18 protein-coding genes and 1 pseudogene are annotated in these 23,125 nt (G+C 64.1%); 14 read left to right on the top strand and 5 right to left on the bottom strand.

What is annotated here, in order from left to right:
• Nucleotides 1–46: 46 nt before the first annotated feature.
• The 9 genes from PTE30175_RS03370 to PTE30175_RS03330 all read left to right on the top strand — a co-directional run bounded on the left by PTE30175_RS03370 (nucleotide 47) and on the right by PTE30175_RS03330 (nucleotide 9,213).
• Nucleotides 47–1,120 carry a substrate-binding domain-containing protein gene (locus PTE30175_RS03370; RefSeq protein ID WP_150695624.1) on the top strand — a complete coding sequence of 358 codons (1,074 nt, stop codon included), beginning with the start codon at nucleotides 47–49 and terminating at the stop codon, nucleotides 1,118–1,120.
• Nucleotides 1,121–1,393: 273 nt separating this feature from the next.
• Nucleotides 1,394–1,879: an NAD(P)H-dependent oxidoreductase subunit E gene (locus tag PTE30175_RS03365; RefSeq protein WP_150695623.1), complete on the top strand. Its 486-nt coding sequence runs from the start codon at nucleotides 1,394–1,396 to the stop codon at nucleotides 1,877–1,879.
• Between the two features lie 50 nt (nucleotides 1,880–1,929).
• Nucleotides 1,930–3,540 (top strand): formate dehydrogenase beta subunit, encoded by a 1,611-nt coding sequence (locus PTE30175_RS03360; protein WP_150695748.1) that lies wholly within the window; start codon nucleotides 1,930–1,932, stop codon nucleotides 3,538–3,540.
• A gap of 68 nt (nucleotides 3,541–3,608) precedes the next feature.
• Entirely contained in the window at nucleotides 3,609–6,485 is a 2,877-nt protein-coding gene (gene fdhF, locus PTE30175_RS03355; RefSeq protein WP_224788577.1) for a formate dehydrogenase subunit alpha, read from the top strand.
• 9 nt (nucleotides 6,486–6,494) lie between these two features.
• On the top strand, nucleotides 6,495–7,391 hold the full coding sequence (gene fdhD, locus PTE30175_RS03350) for a formate dehydrogenase accessory sulfurtransferase FdhD (RefSeq protein WP_224788576.1): 897 nt from the start codon (nucleotides 6,495–6,497) through the stop codon (nucleotides 7,389–7,391).
• A 36-nt stretch (nucleotides 7,392–7,427) separates the two neighbouring features.
• On the top strand, nucleotides 7,428–7,661 hold the full coding sequence (locus PTE30175_RS03345) for a formate dehydrogenase subunit delta (protein WP_150695622.1): 234 nt from the start codon (nucleotides 7,428–7,430) through the stop codon (nucleotides 7,659–7,661).
• 23 nt (nucleotides 7,662–7,684) lie between these two features.
• Nucleotides 7,685–7,909, top strand: a complete 225-nt coding sequence (locus PTE30175_RS03340; protein WP_150695621.1) for a hypothetical protein — start codon at nucleotides 7,685–7,687, stop codon at nucleotides 7,907–7,909.
• A gap of 138 nt (nucleotides 7,910–8,047) precedes the next feature.
• On the top strand, nucleotides 8,048–8,440 hold the full coding sequence (locus PTE30175_RS03335; protein WP_150695620.1) for a hypothetical protein: 393 nt from the start codon (nucleotides 8,048–8,050) through the stop codon (nucleotides 8,438–8,440).
• An 11-nt stretch (nucleotides 8,441–8,451) separates the two neighbouring features.
• Entirely contained in the window at nucleotides 8,452–9,213 is a 762-nt protein-coding gene (locus PTE30175_RS03330; protein ID WP_150695619.1) for a phytanoyl-CoA dioxygenase family protein, read from the top strand.
• A gap of 118 nt (nucleotides 9,214–9,331) precedes the next feature.
• Here PTE30175_RS03330 and PTE30175_RS03325 read toward each other — a convergent pair whose 3' ends face one another.
• On the bottom strand, nucleotides 9,332–10,510 hold the full coding sequence (locus tag PTE30175_RS03325) for a porin (protein ID WP_150695618.1): 1,179 nt from the start codon (nucleotides 10,508–10,510) through the stop codon (nucleotides 9,332–9,334).
• Nucleotides 10,511–10,572: 62 nt separating this feature from the next.
• Nucleotides 10,573–12,462, bottom strand: a complete 1,890-nt coding sequence (locus PTE30175_RS03320; protein ID WP_150695617.1) for a bifunctional sugar phosphate isomerase/epimerase/4-hydroxyphenylpyruvate dioxygenase family protein — start codon at nucleotides 12,460–12,462, stop codon at nucleotides 10,573–10,575.
• A 319-nt stretch (nucleotides 12,463–12,781) separates the two neighbouring features.
• Here PTE30175_RS03320 and aroQ point away from each other — a divergent pair, with 319 nt between their 5' ends.
• The 3 genes and pseudogenes from aroQ to PTE30175_RS03305 all read left to right on the top strand — a co-directional run.
• On the top strand, nucleotides 12,782–13,243 hold the full coding sequence (gene aroQ / locus PTE30175_RS03315) for a type II 3-dehydroquinate dehydratase (protein WP_150695616.1): 462 nt from the start codon (nucleotides 12,782–12,784) through the stop codon (nucleotides 13,241–13,243).
• Nucleotides 13,244–13,245: 2 nt separating this feature from the next.
• Nucleotides 13,246–14,121, top strand: coding sequence for a shikimate dehydrogenase (locus PTE30175_RS03310; RefSeq protein WP_150695615.1), 876 nt, complete (start codon nucleotides 13,246–13,248; stop codon nucleotides 14,119–14,121).
• Nucleotides 14,122–14,236: 115 nt separating this feature from the next.
• A pseudogene (locus PTE30175_RS03305) lies at nucleotides 14,237–15,502 on the top strand (MFS transporter); the annotation flags it as partial.
• Between the two features lie 80 nt (nucleotides 15,503–15,582).
• Here PTE30175_RS03305 and PTE30175_RS03300 read toward each other — a convergent pair.
• Nucleotides 15,583–16,263: a TetR/AcrR family transcriptional regulator gene (locus PTE30175_RS03300; protein WP_150695614.1), complete on the bottom strand. Its 681-nt coding sequence runs from the start codon at nucleotides 16,261–16,263 to the stop codon at nucleotides 15,583–15,585.
• 371 nt (nucleotides 16,264–16,634) lie between these two features.
• On the opposite strand from PTE30175_RS03300, the gene PTE30175_RS03295 reads away from it, so the two are divergent.
• Entirely contained in the window at nucleotides 16,635–18,005 is a 1,371-nt protein-coding gene (locus PTE30175_RS03295) for a sodium-dependent transporter (protein ID WP_150695613.1), read from the top strand.
• Between the two features lie 2 nt (nucleotides 18,006–18,007).
• On the opposite strand, the gene gor is transcribed toward PTE30175_RS03295, so the two are convergent.
• Entirely contained in the window at nucleotides 18,008–19,369 is a 1,362-nt protein-coding gene (gor, locus tag PTE30175_RS03290) for a glutathione-disulfide reductase (protein WP_150695612.1), read from the bottom strand.
• Between the two features lie 55 nt (nucleotides 19,370–19,424).
• Entirely contained in the window at nucleotides 19,425–22,112 is a 2,688-nt protein-coding gene (locus tag PTE30175_RS03285; RefSeq protein ID WP_150695611.1) for an autotransporter family protein, read from the bottom strand.
• A 509-nt stretch (nucleotides 22,113–22,621) separates the two neighbouring features.
• Between PTE30175_RS03285 and PTE30175_RS03280 the strand changes: the two genes are divergently transcribed.
• Nucleotides 22,622–23,044: a F0F1 ATP synthase subunit epsilon gene (locus tag PTE30175_RS03280; RefSeq protein WP_150695610.1), complete on the top strand. Its 423-nt coding sequence runs from the start codon at nucleotides 22,622–22,624 to the stop codon at nucleotides 23,042–23,044.
• The last annotated feature ends 81 nt before the right edge of the window (nucleotides 23,045–23,125 follow it).

Raw genomic sequence — 23,125 nt, 5'->3', positions numbered from 1 at the left:
ACTTGCATGACGACGTTTATGTAATCAATGGCATATATAAGGGCATATGAAGCGAATCTCGATCGCGCCGCAATTGCGTTTTCGCCACGATCAGTCGGACGTGCCGCTCGATAAACTGCTCGCCTTGCTGGCCGAAGTCGATATCCACGGTAATCTGCAGGCGGCGAGCCAGGTGCTCGGGCTGTCGTATCGTGGTGCATGGGGCCATGTGAAGGAGGCCGAGGCCGTGATGGGGGCGCCGCTGCTGACGATGGCGCGCGGCCGGGGCGCCGTGCTCACGCCGCTCGCCCAGCGTTTGCTGTGGGGCCAGAAGCGGCTTGCCGCGCGTCTCGGGCCGTTGCTCGAGACAATGGCGTCCGAGCTGCAACACGAACTGGACGACCTGATCGTTCACGACACCCGCCAGCTGCGGATCTTCGCGAGTCACGGGCTGGCGGTCGCGGCGCTTGCCGAGTTCGCCGCACGCGCGGGCTTGCCGCTCGACGTCAGTTATCGCGGCAGCCTCGAAGCGGTGGCGGCGCTGGGCAAGAGCGAATGCGAAATGGCCAGTTTCCACGTGCCCGTCGGCCCGCTCGCCGAGCCGGTGCTCGCACACTATGCGCCGCTGTTGAAGGGCAAGGCCTACCGCGTTGCCGACGTGGCGTCGCGCCGGCTGGGGCTCCTGGTCGCGCGCGGCAACCCGCTGGGTATTGGGTCGGTGTCGGACCTCGCCCGCGTGGGGGCGCGTTTCGCGAACCGCGAGCGCGGTTCGGGCACGCGGATCATTTTCGAATTGCTGCTCGCGCAGGCAGGGGAAGATCCTGCCGATATTCATGGCACCGAGAATATTGAACTGACACACGCGGCGGTTGCGGCTTATATCGCCAGCGGCCGCGCCGATGCCGGTCTCGCCATCGAAGCGGCGGCCGCGCAGTTCGGACTGGACTTCCTGCCCGTGCTGACCGAGCGCTATTGCCTGATGTTCCCCGAAAGTGCGGCAGGGCATCCGTTGATTCGGGGCCTGCTCGATATATTGCAAAGCCGCGAATACAAGGAGGCGGTGCACGCCATTCCAGGTTACGGCGACGGCGAGACGGGGCGCGTCACCCCCTTGTCGGAGGCTTTTCCGGCGCTGAAGTGATCGGGTGGCCATGAATCGGTGTTAATCGTCGTTGCATATGAATAATTATGCATATTTGTTTGCGCGGCGCATCACGCAGAAGAATCGCGTTGGCATGGGCTTTCGGGCCGTTTTTCCGTGAAAATCCGCGTGTGGGTTGAGGGTTGGTGTTTATGCGGGGACTTGCGAGTCCGGCCGAATTGCACTACTGTGGCAATGAAACCTTTCAGGCTGTCATGTCATCATATGCACGAATGAACATATGAGGCGACGCCACCCACGGAGACAATGGCCATGGCGCATGCCACCCATGAGACGCTCGCCCCCTTACTGGCCCGCCACGCTGGTAAGCCCGCCGAGCTGCTCGAACTGTTGCATTCCTTGCAGGACACCGACGGCTTTGTCGATCCGGCGCATCTGCCGGCGATTGCGGCGGCACTGAATCTGTCACGCGCCGAAGTGCATGGCGTTGTCACGTTCTACCATCACTTCCGCACGGCGCCGCCGCCGCGCACCATCATCCAGCTCTGCCGCGCCGAAGCGTGCCAGAGCCGTGGCGGGGAGGCGCTTGCGCGCCACATCGAAGGATGCACCGGCGGCCGGTTCGACGGCGAGCCGTGTGGCGATATCGGCCTTGAATCCGTCTATTGCCTCGGGCAGTGCGCGTTGTCGCCTGCGCTGACGATCAATGACACGTTGCATGCGCGCGTCACACCCGCCCGTTTCGACGCTTTGCTGTCCGAAGCGCAATCGGCGTGTGCCGAAGGAGACCGCTCGTGACCGCTCAACACTCCGCACCGGTGTCTGCCGGGCACCCGGCGTCGCGCACGTTGCGCCTCTACATTCCCCGCGACTCGGCAGCGCTTGCGCTTGGCGCAGATCGTGTCGCCGCCGCGGTGGCCGATGAAGCCGCGCGCCGCGGCATTGCCGTCGACATCGTGCGCAACGGTTCGCGCGGACTGTTGTGGCTCGAACCGCTGGTCGAGGTTGCGACGCCTTCAGGCCGGGTCGGCTACGCGAATGTGCGCGCGGATCAGGTCGCGGCCCTGTTCGACACCGGCTGGCCGGTGACGGCCGAGTCCCACGCGTTGCTGCCGGTTGACCCGGCCGCGTACGACGGCGCGTGGGAGGCCGCCGCGCCTGCCTGCATCGGCATCGTCGACGCCATGCCGTATCTTTCCGGGCAGCAACGCCTGACCTTCGCGCGCATCGGCATCACCGATCCACTCGATCCTGCCGATTACGAAGCGCATGGCGGCCTGGCCGGCTTGCGCGCGGCGCTCGCGCTCGACCCGGAGGCCGCCTGCCAGACCGTGCTCGACTCGGGGTTGCGCGGCCGGGGCGGCGCGGCGTTCCCCGCCGGCATCAAGTGGCGCACGGTCAGCCGGGCGCAGGCCGCGCAGAAATATGTCGTGTGCAACGCGGACGAGGGCGATTCGGGCACGTTTGCCGATCGGCTGCTCATGGAGAGCGATCCCTTCGTATTGATCGAAGGGATGACCATCTCAGGTGTGTGCGTCGGCGCGACGCAAGGCGTGATCTACGTTCGCAGCGAATATCCGCACGCCGTCGCCGCGCTCGAGGCCGCATGCGCCGAGGCGCGCCGTGCAGGCTGGCTGGGCGCGGACGTCCTCGGCTCGGGCAAGACCTTCGACCTGCGTGTGGTGCGTGCGGCGGGGGCCTATATCTGCGGCGAAGAAACGGCGATGCTCGAAAGCATCGAAGGCAAGCGCGGCGTGGTGCGCGCCAAGCCGCCGATTCCGGCGCTTTCGGGTTTGTTCGGGCAGCCGACGCTGATCAACAACGTCGTTACGCTCGCGAGCGTACCGGTCGTCTTCGCCAAGGGGGCCGAGCACTATCGCAATTTCGGGATCGGCCGCTCGCAGGGCACGCTGCCGGTACAGCTGGCGGGCAACGTGCGCCGCGGCGGACTCATTGAGCTGGCCTTCGGCGTCACGCTGCGCACGCTGCTGGAAGACTTCGGCGCAGGTACGGCCAGCGGCCGGCCCGCCAAGGCAATCCAGGTCGGCGGCCCGCTTGGCGCGTACCTGCCGCCGTCGCAGTGGGATATTCCGCTCGACTACGAAGCCTATGCCGCCGTCGGTGCGGTGGTCGGGCACGGTGGCGTGGTGGTGCATGACGACACCGCCGACCTGGCCGCGCTCGCCGGGTACGCGATGAAGTTCTGCGCGCTCGAATCGTGCGGCAAGTGCACGCCGTGCCGCATCGGCTCCACGCGCGGGGTCGAGGTCATTGACCGCATCCGCGGCGGCGACACGTCGGCCAAGCAGATCACGCTGTTGCGAGACCTGTGCGACACGATGGTCAACGGCTCGCTGTGCGCGATGGGCGGCATGACACCGTTCCCGGTGCTGTCCGCGCTCGATCATTTTCCGGCCGATTTCGGCCTCGTGCCCGACGCATCCGCCAAAGCCGCCTGAGAAGGCCCACATCCGTCATTTCAGGCCCAAGCAGACTCATGGCCCCTACGTTATCCCCGGAGATGCCCATGCGCAACACGGTCACCCCAGGTCACGGCGCCGACTTCGGCACGCCGCGCCGCGAATCCGTCCAGGAAGTTACCCTTGAAATCGACGGCCGCCAGGTCACGGTGCCGGCCGGCACGTCGATCATGCGCGCCGCCGCGGAAGACGGCGTCAACGTGCCCAAGCTGTGCGCCACCGACAGTCTCGAACCCTTCGGTTCGTGCCGCCTGTGCCTGGTCGAGATCGAAGGCCGGCGCGGCTACCCCGCGTCGTGCACCACGCCCGTGGAAGCGGGCATGAAGGTACGTACGCAGTCCCCGAAATTGCAGGACCTGCGCCGCAATGTGATGGAGTTGTATATCTCCGACCACCCGCTCGATTGCCTCACGTGCGCCGCCAACGGCGATTGCGAGCTGCAGGACATGGCTGGCGTCACCGGCTTGCGCGAAGTGCGCTACGGCTTTGACGGCGACAATCATCTCTGCAGCGAAAAAGACGAATCGAATCCGTACTTCACCTACGATCCGTCGAAGTGCATCGTGTGCAATCGCTGCGTGCGCGCTTGCGAGGAAACCCAAGGCACCTTCGCGCTGACCATCTCCGGGCGCGGCTTCGAATCGCGCGTCTCGGCAGGGCAGGACGAATCGTTCCTCGACTCCGAATGCGTGTCGTGCGGCGCGTGCGTCGCGGCATGTCCGACGGCGACATTGCAGGAAAAGTCCATCATCCACATGGGCCAGCCCGAACACGCCGTGGTGACGACCTGCGCCTACTGCGGCGTCGGTTGCGCGTTCAAGGCGGAGATGAAGGGCGGCGAGGTGGTGCGCATGACGCCCTACAAGGATGGCTTGGCCAATGAGGGCCACGCCTGCGTCAAGGGCCGCTTCGCGTGGGGTTACGCCACGCACAAGGAGCGCATCCGCCGCCCGATGATCCGCGCGAAGATCACGGACCCTTGGCGCGAAGTATCGTGGGACGAAGCGCTCGATTACGCGGCATCCGAATTCAGGCGGATCCAGGCCAAATACGGCCGCGATTCGATCGGCGGCATTACGTCCTCGCGCTGCACGAACGAAGAGACGTATCTCGTACAGAAGCTCGTGCGGGCGGCGTTCGGCAACAACAATGTCGATACGTGCGCCCGCGTGTGTCATTCGCCGACCGGCTACGGTCTCAAGCAGACGCTCGGCGAATCGGCGGGCACGCAAACCTTCAAGTCGATCGAGCACACGGACGTCATCCTCGTGATGGGCGCGAACCCGACCGACGGTCACCCGGTGTTCGCGTCGCGCCTGAAGCGCCGCGTGCGCGAGGGCGCCAAGCTGATCGTGATCGATCCGCGCCGCATCGATATCGTGGACGGGCCGCACATCAAGGCCGATTTCCACCTGCCGTTGCGTCCGGGCACGAACGTGGCGATGGTCAATGCGCTTGCACACGTGATCGTCACCGAAGGGCTGCTGGCCGACGCCTTCATCGCCGAGCGCTGCGAGGATCGCGCCTTCCATCAATGGCGTGAATTCGTCGCGCGTGCCGAAAACTCGCCCGAAGCGATGGCGGACGTGACCGGCGTGCCGGCTGCGCAGATACGCGGCGCCGCGCGCCTGTATGCGAGCGGCGGCAACGCCGCGATCTACTACGGTCTGGGCGTTACCGAACACTCGCAAGGCTCGACCACGGTCATGGGCATTGCCAATCTGGCGATGGCCACCGGCAACGTGGGGCGCGAGGGCGTCGGCGTCAATCCGCTGCGCGGCCAGAACAATGTGCAGGGGTCGTGCGACATGGGCTCGTTCCCGCATGAGCTGCCGGGCTACCGGCACGTGAGCGACAGCAGCGTGCGCGATCTTTTCGAAGCAGCGTGGGGCGTCACGCTCCAGCCGGAGCCGGGCCTTCGCATCCCGAACATGTTCGATGCGGCCATCCACGGCTCGTTCAAGGGACTGTATTGCCAGGGCGAGGACATTGTCCAGTCCGATCCGAACACGCACCACGTGGCGGCGGCCATGGAATCGATGGAATGCATCGTCGTGCAGGACATTTTCCTGAACGAAACGGCCAAGTACGCTCACGTCCTGCTGCCGGGCACGACGTTCCTCGAAAAGGACGGCACGTTCACGAACGCGGAGCGGCGCATTTCGCGCGTGCGCCGCGTGATGGCGCCCATGCCGGGCCTGGCCGATTGGGAGGTCACTATCGAACTTGCCAAGCGGCTCGGCTATGAGATGAACTACCGTCATCCGTCCGAGATCATGGACGAGATCGCGCGCCTGACGCCGACGTTCCATGGGGTGAGCTATGCCCGCCTCGACGAGGCCGGCAGCCTGCAATGGCCGTGCAACGACGAAGCGCCCGACGGCACGCCGATCATGCACGTCGACCATTTTGTGCGCGGCAAGGGGCGTTTCATGATCACGCAATACGTGCCGACGGACGAGAAGGTCACACCGCGCTATCCGTTGCTACTGACGACCGGCCGGATCCTGTCGCAGTACAACGTCGGCGCGCAGACACGGCGTACGGAAAACGTGCAATGGCACGACGAGGACCGTCTGGAAATTCACCCGGTCGATGCAGAAGATCGCGGGATCAGGGACAATGACTGGGTCGGCATCAAGAGCCGCGCCGGCGAGACGGTGCTGCGGGCCGTGGTCAGTGAACGGATGCAGCCGGGCGTGGTTTACACGACATTCCACTTCCCGGAGTCGGGCGCGAATGTCATCACGACAGACAACTCTGACTGGGCGACGAACTGCCCCGAATACAAGGTCACGGCAGTGCAGGTGCTGCCGGTGGCGCAGCCATCCGAATGGCAGCGCCAGTATTCGGATTTCAACCGCACGCAACTCGATCTGCTCGACGCGGCGCGCGCGCCGGCCGACACGCTGGCGGCGAAATAGGAGGCGGGAGTGCAACACGACACGATGACGGATCGTCGGGCGCATGATGCAGGCGCGGCGCACGACTCGTGCGCGGCCCCGGTGGCGCCCGAATCGTTCGCGACCCACGAGCGCCGCGCCGTGCGCCGCTACCGGCAGGGCGCATGGCACGAAGCGCTCGACGATCTCGCCGAGGAAGTGCCGGTGGCGCTGGAATTCAATGGCATTTCTCACGTCGTGATGCTGGCGACGCCCGCCGACGTGGAGGATTTCGCGCTCGGCTTCTCGCTGTCGGAAGGGATTCTCGCGACGCGCAGCGAGTGCTACGGCATTGATGTGACGGCCTCGGCGGCCGGGATCACCGCGCATCTGGAGATTGCGTCGCGGGCCTTTGCAGGCCTCAAGGAACGGCGGCGCAATCTGACCGGGCGTACCGGTTGCGGTCTGTGCGGCACGGAAAGTCTCGATCAGGTCTTGCGACCCTTGCCGGATGCGCCGCCGCGGTTGCGTGTGACGCGCTCGGCATTGGCCCGGGCCCACGCCGCGCTCGCGGCGAGCCAACCGTTGAATCAGCGCACGGGCGCCGTGCATGGTGCGGCGTGGTGTACGCCGGCGGGCGAGATCGTCATGTTCCGCGAGGACGTCGGCCGTCACAACGCGCTGGACAAACTGATCGGCGCGCTTGCCAAGGCGGACGCCGAGCGCACCGGGGGATTCGTGCTCATGACGAGCCGGGCGAGCGTGGAAATCGTGCAGAAGTCGGCGCAAGTCGGGATTCCGCTGGTCGCGGCCGTGTCGGCGGCGACCGCGTTGGCGGCGCGCACGGCCGAGGCGGCCGGCATTACGCTGGTCGGGTTCGTGCGCGGGGCACAGTGCGTCGTCTATACGGGTGGCGCGAACGTGGTTGAAGACAATGCAAGTATCTAAAAGTATCCAAGTATCGTGTAGCAGGAGCGCAGAACGATGGACGGACACAATCTGGTGCGGATGGCCAACAGCATCGGCGATTTTTTCGGTTCGATGCCGGACCATGATGAAGCGGTCGGCGAAGTGGCCGGCCATCTCCACAAATTCTGGGACCCGCGCATGCGGACCCAGATTCTCGATATGCTAGGCACGCCGGCCGAAGCGGAAATGCATCAACTCGTGCGCGAGGCGTTGCAGCAGCATCGGGCACGGCTGACCCCGCACGCCTGAATGAACCGGCGGGGCGGAGTATCATGACCCTGTCGGCCGTTCGAATCGGCGGCCTTTATCCGGAGGCTTCGATGCGCGATACCCCGAGTCACGATAGCCCGAGTCAGAATACCCACCCGGCCAATCCGAAGGACGAAGATCAGCGCGAACACGATCTCGACGAAGCGCTTGAGGAAACCTTCCCGGCGAGCGACCCGGTGTCGATCGACACCGCCAAGACGCCGGCGCCGGGCGCTTCCAAGCCGTAATTGGCTGCGGCGCCTTGCGCCTAGGGCCCCGGCGGCAAAAAAATATTCATCGGCCCGGCCCGGGTTTGCTGCCCGGCCGGGCCGAATTCATGGCAAAATGCCGCGCCTGACTCTCTCAGGCTGAGACTGTAGGAAAAAATGGCGGCAGGTACGGTAAAAAAAGTTCGACGCTTCGCGCTGGAAACCATCGATGTGATGGGCCAGAGCGGGCTGGGCGTTGTCGAGCGCCCGGATGGGCGTTTCGTCATGTATCCGGATTACTGGACACAGACGCAGGCGCTCAGCCAGAAAATGCGAACGCTGTACCGCAAGAACTGCCAGCTCGAATATCAGTTGGCCAAGCTCACGCGTGAGCTCGACCGCCTGCGCAGCGTTGTCGATACGCCGGATTTGCCGCGTCCGGCCAGCGCGGCGCAACCGTCGCTGCCCGGGACCGACGTGCCGCAAATCGCCGAGCCGGAGCCCGCCACGGTACAGGCCGCGACACTCGCTTCCGTGGGCAACGGCCGCCGCCGAAAACGCGCGGCATAAGGGCAACACGCATGGCACTCACCGCTGGGCAACTCGCCGAATTCCACGACAAAGGGTTTCTGATCCTGCCGCACTACGTGCCGGCGCAACGGCGCGAGGCGATCCTGGCCGACGCGAAGCGCCAGTTGAAGGAAGCCAGCGGGCCGATCGAGTTCGAGGCGGATGTCGGCTATGCGGGCGCGCCGACCTCGCGCGAGGCCGAGGGCGGGCACACCGTGCGCCGGCTCCTGAAGGCCTACGATCGGGGCGAGGCCTTGCGCAACTGGGCCACGCACCCGGATCTGGTGACATCGCTCGCCCAGATTTTCGGTGAGGATGTCGTGCTGACGCTCGCGCACCACAACTGCGTTATGACAAAACACCCGGCGTTCGGCACCGCCACCGGCTGGCATCGCGATATCCGCTATTGGTCGTTCCCGCGCAACGAACTCGTGTCCGTCTGGCTGGCCCTTGGCCCCGAGACGCGGGCGAACGGTGCGTTGCGTTTCATCCCCGGCTCGCATCGCGAGGCGATCGGGCCGCATCAGCTCGATTCGCTCGATTTCCTGCGTCCGGAAGTGCCCGAAAACCAGCCGCTGGTGGAACGCGGCATCCAGGTGGAACTGGCGGCGGGCGACGTCGTGCTGTTTCACAGCGGCCTGTTCCACGCGGCGGGACCCAACCACGGCACGGAACCGAAGTTCTCCGTCGTGTTCGCCTATCGCGGCGCGAGCAATCCGCCCACGCCGGGCACCCGCTCGGCCTCTGCCGGAGAGGCCGAGCTCGGTCACTGACCTTCAAACGGCCGGCCCTGCCTGCCGTGCTCGAAGGGTAAGCCCATGAGTATTACGCTTACTGGCATGAGGTTTTGGTGGCAGGTGCGTTTGCGCTTCACTGATCCCCTCGATGCCGTTAGAAAACCACAGCCATACCCACCATTCCGACGAATTGTCCGGAAGTGCTGGAACCGGTCAGATTCTGCGAGTCGCCAACCGCGGGTGAGGCGGCAACAATATTGCCGGCCCCGTTCTTGCCAAGGGTCTGTCCGTTAGCGTGCTGATAGGCCTGCAGCGCGTAAAGGGTCGTACGCTTCGAGAGGTGGTAATACTCCCGCAGCGAGAACTGGTGATAACGCGCGCTATCCGAAATGCCGTTCGCCCTGGACGCCGTCGTGTACGAATACCCCGCGCCGACGTCGAACACCGGCGTGAGCTTGTAGACACCGAGCACGCCAATCGTGTTGAAGACCGCCGTGTTGGCGAAGATCGAATTCGCACCGGGTTCGTACCGGACATTCGAGTAATTCGCGCCGACGAGCAGATTGCCGAACGTATAGGTGCCTGCTGCCGCCCATTGTTCGATCGCGCGGGCGCTGACATAACCCTGGTTCAACACGGAGGTGCCGAACGATCCGGTTGACGTGGGATCAAAGCCTGCCGTTCGTGCCGCATTATTCAGGCGCAGATAGGCCGCGCCTAACGATACCGGGCCGTTGTCATAGCGCAGCGCGCCGCTGAGGGTACTGCCTTTGCCCGTGCTGCCGGCAATTCCGGCGAGCGCGTACATGAAGCTTGCCTGCAGGCCCGCGTATGCCGGCGTCGTATAAACGACCGAATTGTTGATGCGGATCGTCGTATCGAGACCGTCGATATCGCCCGGATGGGCGCCGGTCGCGCCGGTCAGGAAGTTACTGCCCGTGAGCGGGCCGACAAACGAATAATAGGGCGTGTATTGCCGGCCCAACGTCAGCGTGCCCGCCGATGAGTGTTGCAGACCGACAAACGACAGGCGGTTGAACAGCAAGCCCGCGCTCGACGCGGCGCCAGTGTTCAGATCGAAGCCGGCTTGCAGGTCAAAGATGGCTGCGGTACCGCCGCCAAGATCCTCACGGCCGCGCAGGCCCCACTTCGATGCGTAAAGATTGCCCTGGCGCAGATAGATGTTCTTTGCCCCGTTCTGATTATTCACATACGTGATGGCGTCGTCGACCATGCCGTACAGCGAGACGCTGGTTTGCGCGGACGCTGCGCCGGCGATCAACATGCCTGCTGCCATGGCGGCCGGCCGCCTGCACTGACGTGTCCTGCTCATGAAACATCTCCTTTCCGTTTATTGATGTGTGTTGCTGTCGGGTTTTGCCGCTTTACCGCGGACTATCCCCGGTGAGTGGCCTGGGCGGCCAGACGGACGGCGGCATTGGGGGCACCGTAACCGTCGTACGCGCCACGGCGCTCGACCAATTCAAAGAAGAAGCGGTGATCGACTTGCTCGGTATAGGCGTGCAGGAATTCCTCGCCGTTGACGTCGCGGTCATACAAGATGTTGTGCTTGCGCAGGACGTTTACGAATGCGTCGTCGAGATTGAAGCGCGCCGCGATGTCGTTGTAGTAGCTCTGCGCTATGCGCAGCATCGGCACGCCATCGTCCTCGAGCCGGCGGATCGCGAATGCGATGTCGGTCGTCCGGAACGCGACGTGGCTCAGGCCGGAGCCCTTGTAGGCTGAGATCGTCTCCGAATGGATCGTGCGCGGGTCGACCGATGCATTCAGCACGATGCGCACGGTGCCGTCCCGGCTGCGAATCGCCTTGCTCTGGATCTGGCCGAACGGGTCGTGCAGGACCACCGAATGTTCCGCCACGAAGCCGAACGCCGCGCGAAAGAACAGGACCCAACTGTCCAGCGTGTCTCCGGGCACCGACAAGGTCACGTGATCGACGCCGACGATCGGCCCCGCCTCGGTGGGTCCATCGAAATCGGTCAAGTGAAAATCCGATTCGTACAGCGTGGGCGCATCGGGCAACTCATCGACGAGATAGAACAGGCTGCTGTCGGGCGCGAGCACGGCAGGCACATTGCGCTCGTTCGGTCCGACCCTGCCTTCATACAATGCGTAGCCGAGCTTCGTGGCCCGCATCGCGGCTTCCTGCGGCGAATCGATGCGAAACGCGGACGCGCACAAGGAAACGCCGTGATGCATGAAGAACGCGCTGGCGAACGAATCGGGCTCGGCGTTGAGAATGATCGATGCGCGCCCGTGCTGGAACAGCGTGACGTCCTTGGATCGATGGCGCCCCATGCGCAGAAAGCCAAGCTTCTCCAGCCATGTGGTCAGTGTCGCGCTGGCATTGGCGTCCACCGCGAATTCCAGGAATTGCAGATCGGCCGACGCAGGTGCCGGCGGCAAGGGCGCGAGCGTTCCGGCGGCTTCGGTATTGGCGGCGCTCGCGAGGGCGTCGCGTGCTTGCGATTCGAGAAAGCGCAACGACCTGAGGCCATCTCGTGCGGTGAGCTCGGCGGGTGCGGCGCGAAACCCGTCGTTGAAAATCTCCAGAGACAGCGGTCCGCAGTAGCCTGCGGCGAGCGCCGTGGCGACGAACCCCGTCACGTCGAGTTCGCCCTGGCCGGGAAGGCAGCGATAGTGCCGGCTCCACTCCAGGACATCCATCTTCCGCACCGGAGCGTCGGCCACCTGCATGAAGGCAAGCTTGTCGCCCGGAATCTGCGCCAGCATGTCGAGATCGTCGCCGATCGACAGCGTGTGGAAGCTGTCGAGTCCGAGCCCCAGATAGGGGCTTCCAACGGCCTGCACGAGGTGCCACGCGTGCTTGTATGAGTTAACGTACGCGCCCCATGCCAGCGCCTCGTAGGCGATACGCACGTCCGATTGCCGCGCCAGTTCGGCCAGGGCGCCAAGCTGATCGATCGCCAATGCGTCGTCCCTGATCACCTGCGGCGACACGTTGCTGCAGACCAGCATCGTGCCGACCCCCAGCGCGTGCATCACGTCGAACTTGCGGCGGGCGCGCTCCAGGTTTTGCTGGAGCTGCGCCGCACTCACGCCCTCGAAGTCGCGAAACGGCTGGTAGAGATAGATCTCCAGACCGAGGTCGCACGCCATCGAGCGCACTGTACCGGGCGCGCCGTCGAAGTAGAGCAGATCGTTTTCGAATAGTTCGAAACCGTCGAATCCGGCGGCGGCGATGGCTGTCAGCTTGCTGGGCAACATGCCCGACAGGGAAACGGTGGCGATAGAAGTTTTCATACCCGTTCTGGTGCTTGCCGGCCTGGAATCCGACGTCGTCGACAGTGAAGATTTGCCCTCGAAATCATTTTTACACGTACCAGTTAGAACATTGATAGAGTAAAACTATTTCATTAAATCAATGGCATGACTCGGATAATAAAGAAACTAACTAGATAGTTCAAATTAGAGTTAACCCCTGATGACGAGCCTCGATTTTGTCCCTAAAGTCACAAACCTGATGGAGCCCTCGGCGTGTATGCGTTGACCCGATCATGAGATTGACCGCGCAAACGCCCTGTCACGATGGGCCTGTCGGACCGAATACAGGAGTAAAGGGATGTCGAATCGCACGAAGCCGTCGGTGTGGGTACTGAACGGCCCGAATCTGAACTTGCTGGGCACGCGGGAGCCGGCCGTCTATGGCGCACAGACGCTTGCCGATATCGAGGCGAAGTGTCGCAACGTGGCGCAGGGGCTGGAAATGGATGTCCGGATCTTCCAGTCCAATGCCGAACACCAGTTGATCGACTGGATCCATGCGGCGCGGCTCGAGGCCGACGGTATCGTGATCAACCCTGCCGCCTATACGCATACGTCAGTCGCTATTGCCGATGCGCTCAGGGCATCGGACCTGCCGATCGTCGAAGTCCATTTGTCGAACGTGCATCAGCGCGAGGTGTTCCGCCACCGCTCATACGTTTCGCCGGTGGCGAAGTGCGTGATCTGCGGATGCGGTTCCGATGGCTATGAGTACGGGCTGCGCTATCTCGCGAAGCATGCCGCTCGCCGGGAGGGCTGACCATGAATCACGATTTGCGCGTCGAGCCGAAGTCCTTCCTGATCGGATTGATCGGCGAAGGCATCGCCGCGTCGCTGTCGCCGGCCATTCATGAGGAGGAGGCGAGGCGCCTGGGCGTGTCGTATGTCTACCGCCGCATCGATCTCGCCGAGCTCGGGCGCGACACGACTGCGCTCCCTGCACTGGTGAAGTCGCTGGAGGACGCCGGCTTCGACGGCTTCAACGTGACCTATCCTTGCAAGCAGGCAATCATTGGCCTGCTGGACGAACTCTCCGATGATGCGAAGGCACTGGGTGCCGTGAATACCGTCGTGCTCCGCAACGGTCGTCGCATTGGCCACAACACGGACTGGTCGGGTTTTTATCGAAGCTTTCGCCAGGGACTGCCTGCGGATGTCGCGACGGAACGCGTTGCGCTCATCGGTTCGGGCGGCGCCGGATGCGCGGTCGGGCACGCGGCGATGAAGCTCGGCACACGCGAGTTGCGCGTGTTCGACGTCGACGCAGACAGGGCGCAACGCCTGGCCGACGATCTGCAGGAGCGCTTTCCCGGCACCCGCGTGGTTCGTGCAAACGACATTCGCGAGGCCATGAACAACGTGGATGGCGTGATCCACGCCACGCCGACCGGTATGACCAAGCTGCCGGGCATGCCCATCCCCGCCGAGCTGCTGCGGTCGTCGATGTGGGTGGCCGACGTTGTGTATTTTCCGATCGAAACAGAACTGATCCGGACAGCGCGCGCAGCGGGATGCCGCACGCTCAACGGTGGCGGCATGGCTGTTTACCAGGCGGTCGATGCGTTCCAGATCTACACGGGCATCACGCCGAATCCAGACCGCATGCTCGATCACTTCCGAAGCTTGCTGTCCAGTTGATACCATTCCAGACGGAGGAGACATGTCGTACACATCACAACGTGCCGGCCAGCAGGGCGGCCGAACGGGGGGCGCAGCCCAACGGGCCATGGAAGCAACCCTTTCCGGAACCAAGTCCAACGCGCGCTACAAGATCCTGGCGCTGCTTGCGATTGGCACGATGATCAATTACCTGGATCGCACCGTGCTCGGTGTGGCCGCGCCGCAACTGACCAAGGAGCTGGGCATCGGCGCCGCGGTCATGGGCATCGTGTTCTCGATGTTCTCGTGGAGCTACGTATTGGCGCAGGTGCCGGGCGGTATCGTTCTCGACCGCTTCGGCAGCAAGCTCACTTACTACCTGTCGATGACCTTCTGGTCGCTGTTCACCCTCACGCACGGTCTCGTTACCGGCCTTGGGGGACTGATCGCGTGTCGATTGGGGCTGGGCCTGGCCGAGGCGCCGTGTTTCCCGGTCAACAGTCGCGTCGTCGCCACGTGGTTCCCGCAGACCGAGCGCGCGATGGCCACGGGTACCTACACGGTAGGGGAGTACATCGGCCTGGCGTTCTTCTCGCCGGTGTTGTTCGCGATTGCAGGCGCTTTCGGCTGGCGGGCGCTGTTCATCACCGTTGGCGTCGTCGGCGTGCTGTTCGGCCTGGTCTGGTGGCGTTGCTATCGTGAACCGCAGGATCATCCGGGCGCCAACGCTGCGGAGCTTGCCTACATTCAACGCGATGAGCCGGCAACGCCGGTGGCGGCCGCCGAGCGTCAGCCTTTCAGCTGGAAGACGGTCGGCAAATTGATCCGCCGCCGCCAGCTGCTCGGCATCTGCATCGGTCAATTCGCGGGCAATTCCACGCTCGTGTTCTTCCTGACGTGGTTCCCGACGTATCTGGCAACGGAGCGCCACATGGGCTGGCTGAAGATCGGCTTCTTTGCGATCTTGCCGTTCATTGCGGCTTCGGTGGGGGTGATGTTCGGCGGATCGTTCTCCGATTGGCTGCTGCGCCGCGGGCGCTCCGCGAACGTGGCGCGCAAGCTGCCGATCATTGCGGGCCTGCTCGGTGCGTCGAGCATCGTGGCGGCAAACTACGTGGACAACAACGCGGCCGTGATCGCGATCCTGTCGGTGGCGTTTTTCGCGCAAGGGATGGCAGCGCTGGGCTGGACGCTGGTGTCCGATATCGCACCGAAGAACCTGCTGGGCCTGACCGGTGGCATCTTCAACTTCGCGGCTAACCTGGCTGGCATCGTCACGCCGCTCGTGATCGGCTTTATCGTCGCGGCGACAGGGTCGTTCGTATGGGCGCTCACGCTCATCGGTGCCATCGCCATCGTGGGCGCACTGTCATACATCTTCGTGGTCGGCGACATCAAGCGCATCGTGCTGGAAGACTGACCCGACGCAATGACAATGGCTCCGAACGCCGTAGGCGTGTCGGGGCCATTTCGCGTTCGGTGGTTTCCGTGGGCGCGGGCTCAGGCGCTAATGTAGCGCAACACGAGTTCCACGGCCGTTTCGCGGTGCTGCGCGCGCAGGCGGGCGTGCGACGGGTCGCGGCCGAACGCCGCTGCCCAGGTGTACCGGTTTGCGATGCGGTGGAAACAGAACGAGCTGATGACGAGATGCAGATCGAGCGGATCTACGCCCGTTCGAAACTCGCCGGTCTGCGCGCCGCGTTGCAACAGGGACTCAAGCGTTGCGATGATCGGGGCATTGCGGTCCTTGAACGACGCCAGTTGTTCTGCGTACTTTGCCTGGTGAATGTTCTCGATGGACACCAGGCGCACGAAATCGCGATGCTTGTCGTGGTAGTCGAAGGAGAACTCGACAAGCTTGCGGACGCCTTCCGTCGGCGCCATGGCATCGACGTTCAATGCCTGTTCGAGAACGCGGATATCGCTGTAGACCTTCTCGAGCACGGCTTCATAAAGCTTCTCCTTGCTCTCGAAGTAGTAATAGATCATGCGCTTTGTGGTGTGCGTGCGCTCGGCGATGGCGTCGACACGCGCGCCCGAAAGGCCCATGGTCGAGAATTCGTGCGTAGCGATATCCAGAATGTTGCGCTTGGTCTGTTCGGCGTCGTATTTCCTGCGCCCTTCCGGCGATGCCGGCGCGGCTGCGGAATTCTGCTTGTCATTGGTCACCGGGCGCTTCATGGCTTTGTCGTGGCAACGAAAACAGGGATGTTAGCACGCAAGCTTCTGCCGTAATGGGGTGAGGTGGCCCGATACGTCCGGCCGCTGGCGCCGAACCAAACACGGGGAGCCGGTGCAGATATGGCACATGAAACGGGTGTGTCATGGTTACACCGGTTTACATTTTCTCGGAAGATTTAGGGCAATTTCTTAAAGTGGTGCCCGTGAACCCTCGAGCGTCCCATCCCCCGGAACCCGGGGCATGCGGCGGAATCAAACGCCGCTCAGCGCGCGCGCCCACGTTGGCGGCACGCGGCCCTCGATCTTGCTAGGCTGTGTTCAGCGACGGCGCCACCGACCGTTGCGACCCCACATTTTCCGGAGGATTTTCCGTGTCAGATATTTCCTTGGCTTCGTCTCATGCATCGCGCAACGCCGCTGAACCGGCGCGTGCGGGCTGGGGCTCGCGTGCCGGCTTCGTGCTTGCCGCCGCCGGCTCCGCCGTCGGTCTCGGCGCCGTCTGGAAGTTTCCGTATGTCGTCGGCAAACACGGCGGCGGGGCGTTCCTGCTCGTCTATCTCGCCAGCGTGTTCACGCTCGGCCTGGCGCTGCTCCTTGCCGAGATGACCATTGGCCGGCTGACGGGGCGTTCGGCCACGACCGCATTCCGCATGCTTGGCGGGCGCGCATGGGCATGGGCGGGGCGCATTTCCGCGCTCAATGCGTTCCTGATCCTGGCGTTCTACTGCGTGGTGGGCGGTTGGACGATTGCCTATCTGCTGCGTTCCATTACCGGTGAAGCGCTGGTGGCGGATACCGCGCGCCTGCACAGTCAATTCAACACATTCATTGCCGATCCTTGGGAGGCACTCGCGTTTGCGGGCCTGTTTCTCGTCGCGACCGCCGTCGTCGTGATCGGCGGTGTGCAGAAGGGCATCGAACGCGCGGGCAAGATCCTGATGCCGGCGCTCTTCGTGCTGATGCTGATGGTAATCGCGCGTTCACTGACCTTGCCCGGCGCGATGGATGGCGTGGCGTACTTCCTGATGCCCGACTTCGCGCAACTGAGCGGCGAATCGCTGCTCCAGGCGCTCGGCCTGGCCTTTTTCTCGCTGTCGCTCGGCGCGGGCATCATCATTGCCTACGGATCGTACTTGCCGAAAGACGCGCCGCTCGTGAGTTCCTGCGTATGGGTGGGCTCGATGGCCACGCTGGCCTGTCTGCTTGCCGGGTTGATGGTATTGCCGGCCGTGTTCGCCTTTGGGCTGCCGCCCGACGCCGGCCCTGGCCTGACCTTCATCGCGATGCCCGCCATCTTCGCGCAGATGCCGTTTGGCCACGCGGTCGCGATCGCGTTTTTCCTGCTGCTGCTGTTCGCGGCGCTGACCTCATCCGTGTCGCTGCTCGAGCCGGTGGTGGCGTTCCTGATCGACGAATACGCATGGCCGCGCCGCCGGGCGGTCGTGGTGGTGGCCATCGCCACCTTCGTCGCCGGCATTCCCGCCGCGCTATCGTTCGGCGCCTGGAAGGATGTCGAAGTCTTCGGCCGCTCGTTGTTCGACATCATGGACTACACGGCGATGAACATCGGCATGCCGCTGGGCGGCCTGTTCGTCGCGGCGCTTGTCAGCTGGCGGATCTGGCCGCAGGCGCGCACGGTGCTTGGTGGAATGCGCGCACGTTGGCTCGTGCCGACATGGCGCGGCATGTGTTTGGTACTCACGCCGATCGCGGTCCTCGCGATCTGGTATCAGAATCTCTGAGGTCACGCCACGGGCGTGCGCATCGTGACCCACTCCTCGGCGGCGGTCGGATGCACGGCCAGCGTCCGGTCGAAATCCGCCTTGGTCGCGCCCATGGCGAGCAGCACGCCGAGCAGTTGCACCTGTTCGCCGGCGCTTTCGCCGAGCATGTGCGCGCCGACGACCTTGTCCGTCGCACCGTCGACCAGCAGCTTCATCAGCACACGTTCGGCGCGGCCCGAAAGCGTTGCCTTGAGCGGACGGAACTCGGCGCGATAGACCTGAAGATCCGGGTACGCGCGTCGGGCATCGGCTTCGGTCAGTCCGACCGTGCCGAGTTCGGGGGTGCTGAACACGGCGGTCGGGATCAGCGTGTGATCGACGCGCGTCGGACGTTCCCCAAACACGGAATCCGCAAATGCCTGGCCTTCGCGGATCGCCATCGGCGTGAGGTTGACGCGGTCCGTCACGTCGCCGATGGCGTAGATCGACGGCACGTTGGTGCGAGAGAATTCGTCGACGATGACGGCGTCCTTTGCGCCCAACGCCACGCCCGATGCCGCGAGTCCGAGCCCTTGGGTGTAGGGCACGCGGCCGGCCGCGGACATCAGCAGATCGGTCTCGTGGGCACTGCCGTCGGACAGGGTGATGTGAAGGATGTCGCCATGTTTGTCGGCGCGCTCGACAGTGCGATTGAGAATGACCTCGATGCCTTTGTCGCGATAGGCCTTTTCGACACCTTCGCGCAGGTCGTCGTCGAAGCCGCGCAGCAGGTGCGGTCCACGGTAGACGAGTGTCGTCTGCGTGCCCAGTCCGGCAAGAATGCCGGCAAACTCGACGGCGATATAGCCGCCGCCGATGATCGTTGCGCGGGCAGGGCGGCGCTCGAGATGGAACATCTCGTTCGACGAGACCGCATGCTCGCGCCCGGCGAAGTGAGGCTGATCGCCGGGGCGTCCGCCCGTGGCGATGAGGATCACGCGCGCCGTGATGCGCTCGCCGGTGGTCGGCAGCACCACCGTGTGCGGGCCTTCGACGACAGCACGGCCTTCAATCAGTTCGGCGCCGGCTTTTGCCAGGTTCGTTCGATAAACGTTCTCGAGACGCGCGATCTCGCTGTCCTTGCGCGCGATCAGCGTGTTCCAGTCGAAGGTTGGCGTGCCGGCCTGCCAGCCAAAGCCTGCGGCATCCTCGAATTCGTCGGCATAGCGGCTTGCGTAGACCAGCAGCTTCTTCGGCACGCAGCCGCGCACCACACAGGTGCCGCCGACGCGGTACTCTTCTGCCACTTTCACCTTGGCGCCGTATTGGGCGGCGATACGCGCAGCGCGCACACCGCCCGAGCCGGCGCCGATCACGAACAGGTCGACATCGAATTGGGGCATCGCGGACTCCTTGTCTTGCCAGGCGTGCCGCGCGTGCCCTCGAACGGACGTTACGCTACCACGACCAGCGAAGTCCGATTGTGCCAGAGATGGTTTGTTGGCGCGTCGCGTCCAGTTGCGTGAGGTAAGCCACGGTTGCGTAGACGCTTGCCGATTTGCCGACGCGTCCCGCCATGCCGACGCCGAACTGTGCAGCGGTGCTCGACGTGCCGGTCGTGATCGGCGTGACGCCGCCGAACAGTACGCTGCCGGCCGCGCCGAAGCTGTGCAGCAGATTGACGAGCAGATAGGGGCGCAAAAGTCCGCGCGGACCGTCGAGATTGGCTTCGAGGCGTGCGCCAATCCGGGCCAGGCCGCTGTTGCCGTTGGAAAATCCGACCGTCGAAATGCCGTCGTCGAAATCGTTGATCGACTGGCGTTGCCAGATCACCTGCGCCTGGGGTTCGAGGCTGAGATTTGGCGCGATGGCGAGCGGCCATCCGGTCTCGAGGGAGGCGGTGAACGATTTGCCGCGCGTCGACGTATTGATGCCGCTGGCCGATTTCGGCGAAAACTGCATCGACGTGCCCATCAACACCATGTCGGTGTACGCGCCGGCAGGCAGAATGTGGGTCCAATACAGCCCGGCACTGTAAGCGTCGACGCCGAGGCTGCCGGCGGCCGTGTCGTGCCAGCCGAGTGCGAAGCCAGTGATGTCGCCGTGGGCCCCGGTCCAGCCGGCCAGCACGCCGATGTGATCGCGATGGCCGCTTTCGTTGGTGCTCGCGAACAGATCGTGACCGACTTGCACGCCGCCAAGCGTGCCGTCGAACTGCGGCGTGACCGTTCCCGTTGCGCGCAACTGTGAGGCTTGACCCCAGACGCGGCCCCAGGCGGCGGGCAGCCGGCCTTGTTCGTCAAGGAGTCCTTGCTGCCCCTGGCGTTCGTGAAACGTGCCGAGTTGCGCAATGCCGACGGCACGCGCGAGGACCGGCATGGCGGAGTAAATTGGCACTTCGACGCGATAGGTCGGGACAGGATCGTCGCCGGGGTCCGGCGTCGGCAATGGCGGCGTGCCGGGTGCGGCTTGCGGCGCAATGGTCGGCACGCCGGGCGCAGCAGACGCAGCAAACGCCGCAAGCGGTGCGGCGGCCACGCTCGACCGGAGATACCAACTGTCGGCCGTGCCCGCGCTGACGCCGCCCCGATACAGGAAGTACGTATATGCGCCGGCACTGACACGCGAGCCGAGCGCGAATGCGCCCGCGGCGGTCGTGGCACCGTTGACGGCTCTCACGACAGGAATCCCGTCCGCGGTCGTCAAGTCGCCCGCGCCGCCGAGATTACGCACGGAGACGGTGGTGTTGCCGCTGGCCGCGCCGGTGCTCAGCACCAGGGGGCTGACCGGGGCGCTGTCGTTGCCGAGCGCCGAATCGATGGCGAGCGTGCCGTTTTGCCCGACGTAGTTGCCGACGACGGTGAGCGCCCCCGTGGCATTGCCCGCGCCGGGGTGCACGGTGCCGGCGTTGGTCAGGTCGCCCGTCAACGTCCCGGTCCCGGCAAGTTCGGTGCCGGCGGCAACCGATGTCGTGCCGCCGATCGTGCCCGTAAGATTGAACCGGCCGTTCTGCACCTGCACGGTGTTGAATGTGCCGCTGCCGGCCCAAGTCCAGTCGGTGCCCTGGGCAAGCAGCTTGCCGAAGTTGCTGAACGGGCTGTCGGCGACCCCGGTGCCTTGCAGGATCAGCTGGCTGTTGGTCATGTTGCCGCCGTCGGCGCTGCCGACAATCCGGGAGCCGGTTTGCAGGATCAGGGTATTGTGGCCCAGCGTGCCCATCGCGATGGCGGTACCCGCATCGCTTTGTACCAACCCGGCATTGGTGATCGTGGAAATGCCATTGGTCGTGCGGATGCCAAACCGTTGGCGGCTGACGATTTCGCCGCCGGTCATGTTATTGACCGTGGCGGTGAAGGTGGTGCCGAGCGAATTGACGACGACCGCATCGGCGCCGGTGCCGGTCGCCTCGATGTGACCGCTGTTGTTGAGCAAAGACGCATTGCCCTGCATATAAACGGTGTAGGCAGTTCCGCTGCCTGTCGCCAGCAGCGTCCCGCTATTGTTGACGGTGCCGTGCCCGCCGACCACGCTGATCGCGCGCGCGGCAGCGCCGTGGGTCGTGACCGAACCGGTATTCGTGAACGTATTGTTGTCGGCATTCGGGCTGGCGGACTGACCCCATTCCGCCGCCATCCCGTAAGCTTGCGTACCGTTGGTCGTGATGGCGCCCGCGTTCGTCAGCGTGCCATTGTTTCCATTGATCGCCATGCCGTCGTTAAACCCACCGGTCGTGTTGATGATCCCCGTGCTCGTGTTGGTGAGTTGGTTGCCGTCGTTGAAGCCCAACATGCCGGCGCCGCGATGAAGGCCCGAGCCGACCGTGCCGGATACCGAGATCGTGCCGGCATTGACGATGGTGCTGGCGGAATCCACGCGCAACGCGACCGCATCGGCATCGGTAGTGTGTACGGTGCTGACGGTTCCGCCGGCAGTGGCCTGGACGGTGACGTTCGTACTGCCGGGTTGCGCGACGACCGGCGTGGTCGAGGTGCCGCTGCAGGTGACTGTGGTGTTGGACGGCGGCGCAGTGGTGGTGCAAGTCGCGAAGGCAGAGGCGGCGGGCAGGAATCCCAGTGCAACGAGGAGGGGGGAAAGACGTGAAGGCACGGCGGATCGGCTGCGGGAACGTCGCTGGCTCTGGTGCATTGTCGTCTCCTGTCGGCGCAACGCCGGGGTTACCTGAGCCTAAGAAGGCGTCTCCGTAAAGGCAACGCAAGATTCGTAACATAATGTTTCGTTTTGCTAATAAATAGATGAAATATTGCGCCGTGTGGTTGATAACGGAAGCGTTTTGCCACCTCATCGCGTACGCCATGCGGAAATTGGGCGCGTAAAAAATAAATAAAATCATAGGGTTGCGTGGCGGTCTTGGCGTTTTCTCATGAATCAAGATAAAAACGTTTCGAACGCCTGACCATCGATGGATGGCGCGTAGACGAATAGTTCGGTATCCACGGTGTCGGCTGAAGCAGGCGCACATGCGTGATGCGCAGGACGTCCTTGCGCCGTCCGACGTGAGCTGCATGTCCTGACATCACGCCTGATCGGCATCGTGACTGCCGCTCGGGCCACATGCAGTATTTGTCGTCGTGGCCGCCGCAACCGGGTTTCGATCGAGTACAGTATCCGTATCCTCTCCCCGGGACACACGATTCATGGCTTTGATTCACGTCAACGTCGTCAGCACGGAAACCTCGATTTACTCGGGCGAAGCGCGTTTTGTCGCCGTGCCGGGCGCCGCCGGCGAACTGGGCATTTTGCCGGGGCACACGCCGTTATTGACGTCGATGCGGCCCGGAACGGTCCGGATCGAGGCAGAAGACGGCACGGAGACGTTTCTCTACATTGCCGGGGGGTTCGTCGAAATCCAGCCGCATCTGGTGACAGTGCTCGCCGATACCGCCATTCGCGCGGAGAACCTCGACGAGGCGCGCGCCGCGGCAGCGCGGGAGGCAGCCATGGAGCGGCTCGCGAATCAGTCCGGCAATATCGATTACGCCAAGGCGCAAGTCGAGCTCGCCGAGGCCGTCGCCCAACTCCAGGCTATCAACCGGATTCGCCGGCAGACGCCGCGATAGGCGCATCAGGCGCATCAGGTACTGCTGCGCAACAAAAGGTACTACCGCTGCCGCGTACGACGCTCGGCGTGCGTCCATCAT

Origin of the sequence: Pandoraea terrae (genome assembly GCF_902459695.1) — a bacterium.
GTDB lineage: Bacteria > Pseudomonadota > Gammaproteobacteria > Burkholderiales > Burkholderiaceae > Pandoraea > Pandoraea terrae.
The sequence above is the reverse complement of the archived record's forward strand: the minus strand, read 5'-3'. Positions and strand labels throughout refer to the sequence as shown.

Bases quoted from the DNA above. Each gene is read 5' to 3' on its own strand.
- PTE30175_RS03370 (WP_150695624.1), top strand. From the start codon at position 47: ATGAAGCGAATCTCGATCGCGCCGCAATTGCGTTTTCGCCACGATCAG.
- PTE30175_RS03365 (WP_150695623.1), top strand. From the start codon at position 1,394: ATGGCGCATGCCACCCATGAGACGCTCGCCCCCTTACTGGCCCGCCAC.
- fdhF (WP_224788577.1), top strand. From the start codon at position 3,609: ATGCGCAACACGGTCACCCCAGGTCACGGCGCCGACTTCGGCACGCCG.
- PTE30175_RS03345 (WP_150695622.1), top strand. From the start codon at position 7,428: ATGGACGGACACAATCTGGTGCGGATGGCCAACAGCATCGGCGATTTT.
- PTE30175_RS03340 (WP_150695621.1), top strand. From the start codon at position 7,685: ATGACCCTGTCGGCCGTTCGAATCGGCGGCCTTTATCCGGAGGCTTCG.
- PTE30175_RS03335 (WP_150695620.1), top strand. From the start codon at position 8,048: ATGGCGGCAGGTACGGTAAAAAAAGTTCGACGCTTCGCGCTGGAAACC.
- PTE30175_RS03330 (WP_150695619.1), top strand. From the start codon at position 8,452: ATGGCACTCACCGCTGGGCAACTCGCCGAATTCCACGACAAAGGGTTT.
- PTE30175_RS03325 (WP_150695618.1), bottom strand. From the start codon at position 10,510: ATGAGCAGGACACGTCAGTGCAGGCGGCCGGCCGCCATGGCAGCAGGC.
- PTE30175_RS03320 (WP_150695617.1), bottom strand. From the start codon at position 12,462: ATGAAAACTTCTATCGCCACCGTTTCCCTGTCGGGCATGTTGCCCAGC.
- aroQ (WP_150695616.1), top strand. From the start codon at position 12,782: ATGTCGAATCGCACGAAGCCGTCGGTGTGGGTACTGAACGGCCCGAAT.
- PTE30175_RS03310 (WP_150695615.1), top strand. From the start codon at position 13,246: ATGAATCACGATTTGCGCGTCGAGCCGAAGTCCTTCCTGATCGGATTG.
- PTE30175_RS03300 (WP_150695614.1), bottom strand. From the start codon at position 16,263: ATGAAGCGCCCGGTGACCAATGACAAGCAGAATTCCGCAGCCGCGCCG.
- gor (WP_150695612.1), bottom strand. From the start codon at position 19,369: ATGCCCCAATTCGATGTCGACCTGTTCGTGATCGGCGCCGGCTCGGGC.
- PTE30175_RS03285 (WP_150695611.1), bottom strand. From the start codon at position 22,112: ATGCACCAGAGCCAGCGACGTTCCCGCAGCCGATCCGCCGTGCCTTCA.
- PTE30175_RS03280 (WP_150695610.1), top strand. From the start codon at position 22,622: ATGGCTTTGATTCACGTCAACGTCGTCAGCACGGAAACCTCGATTTAC.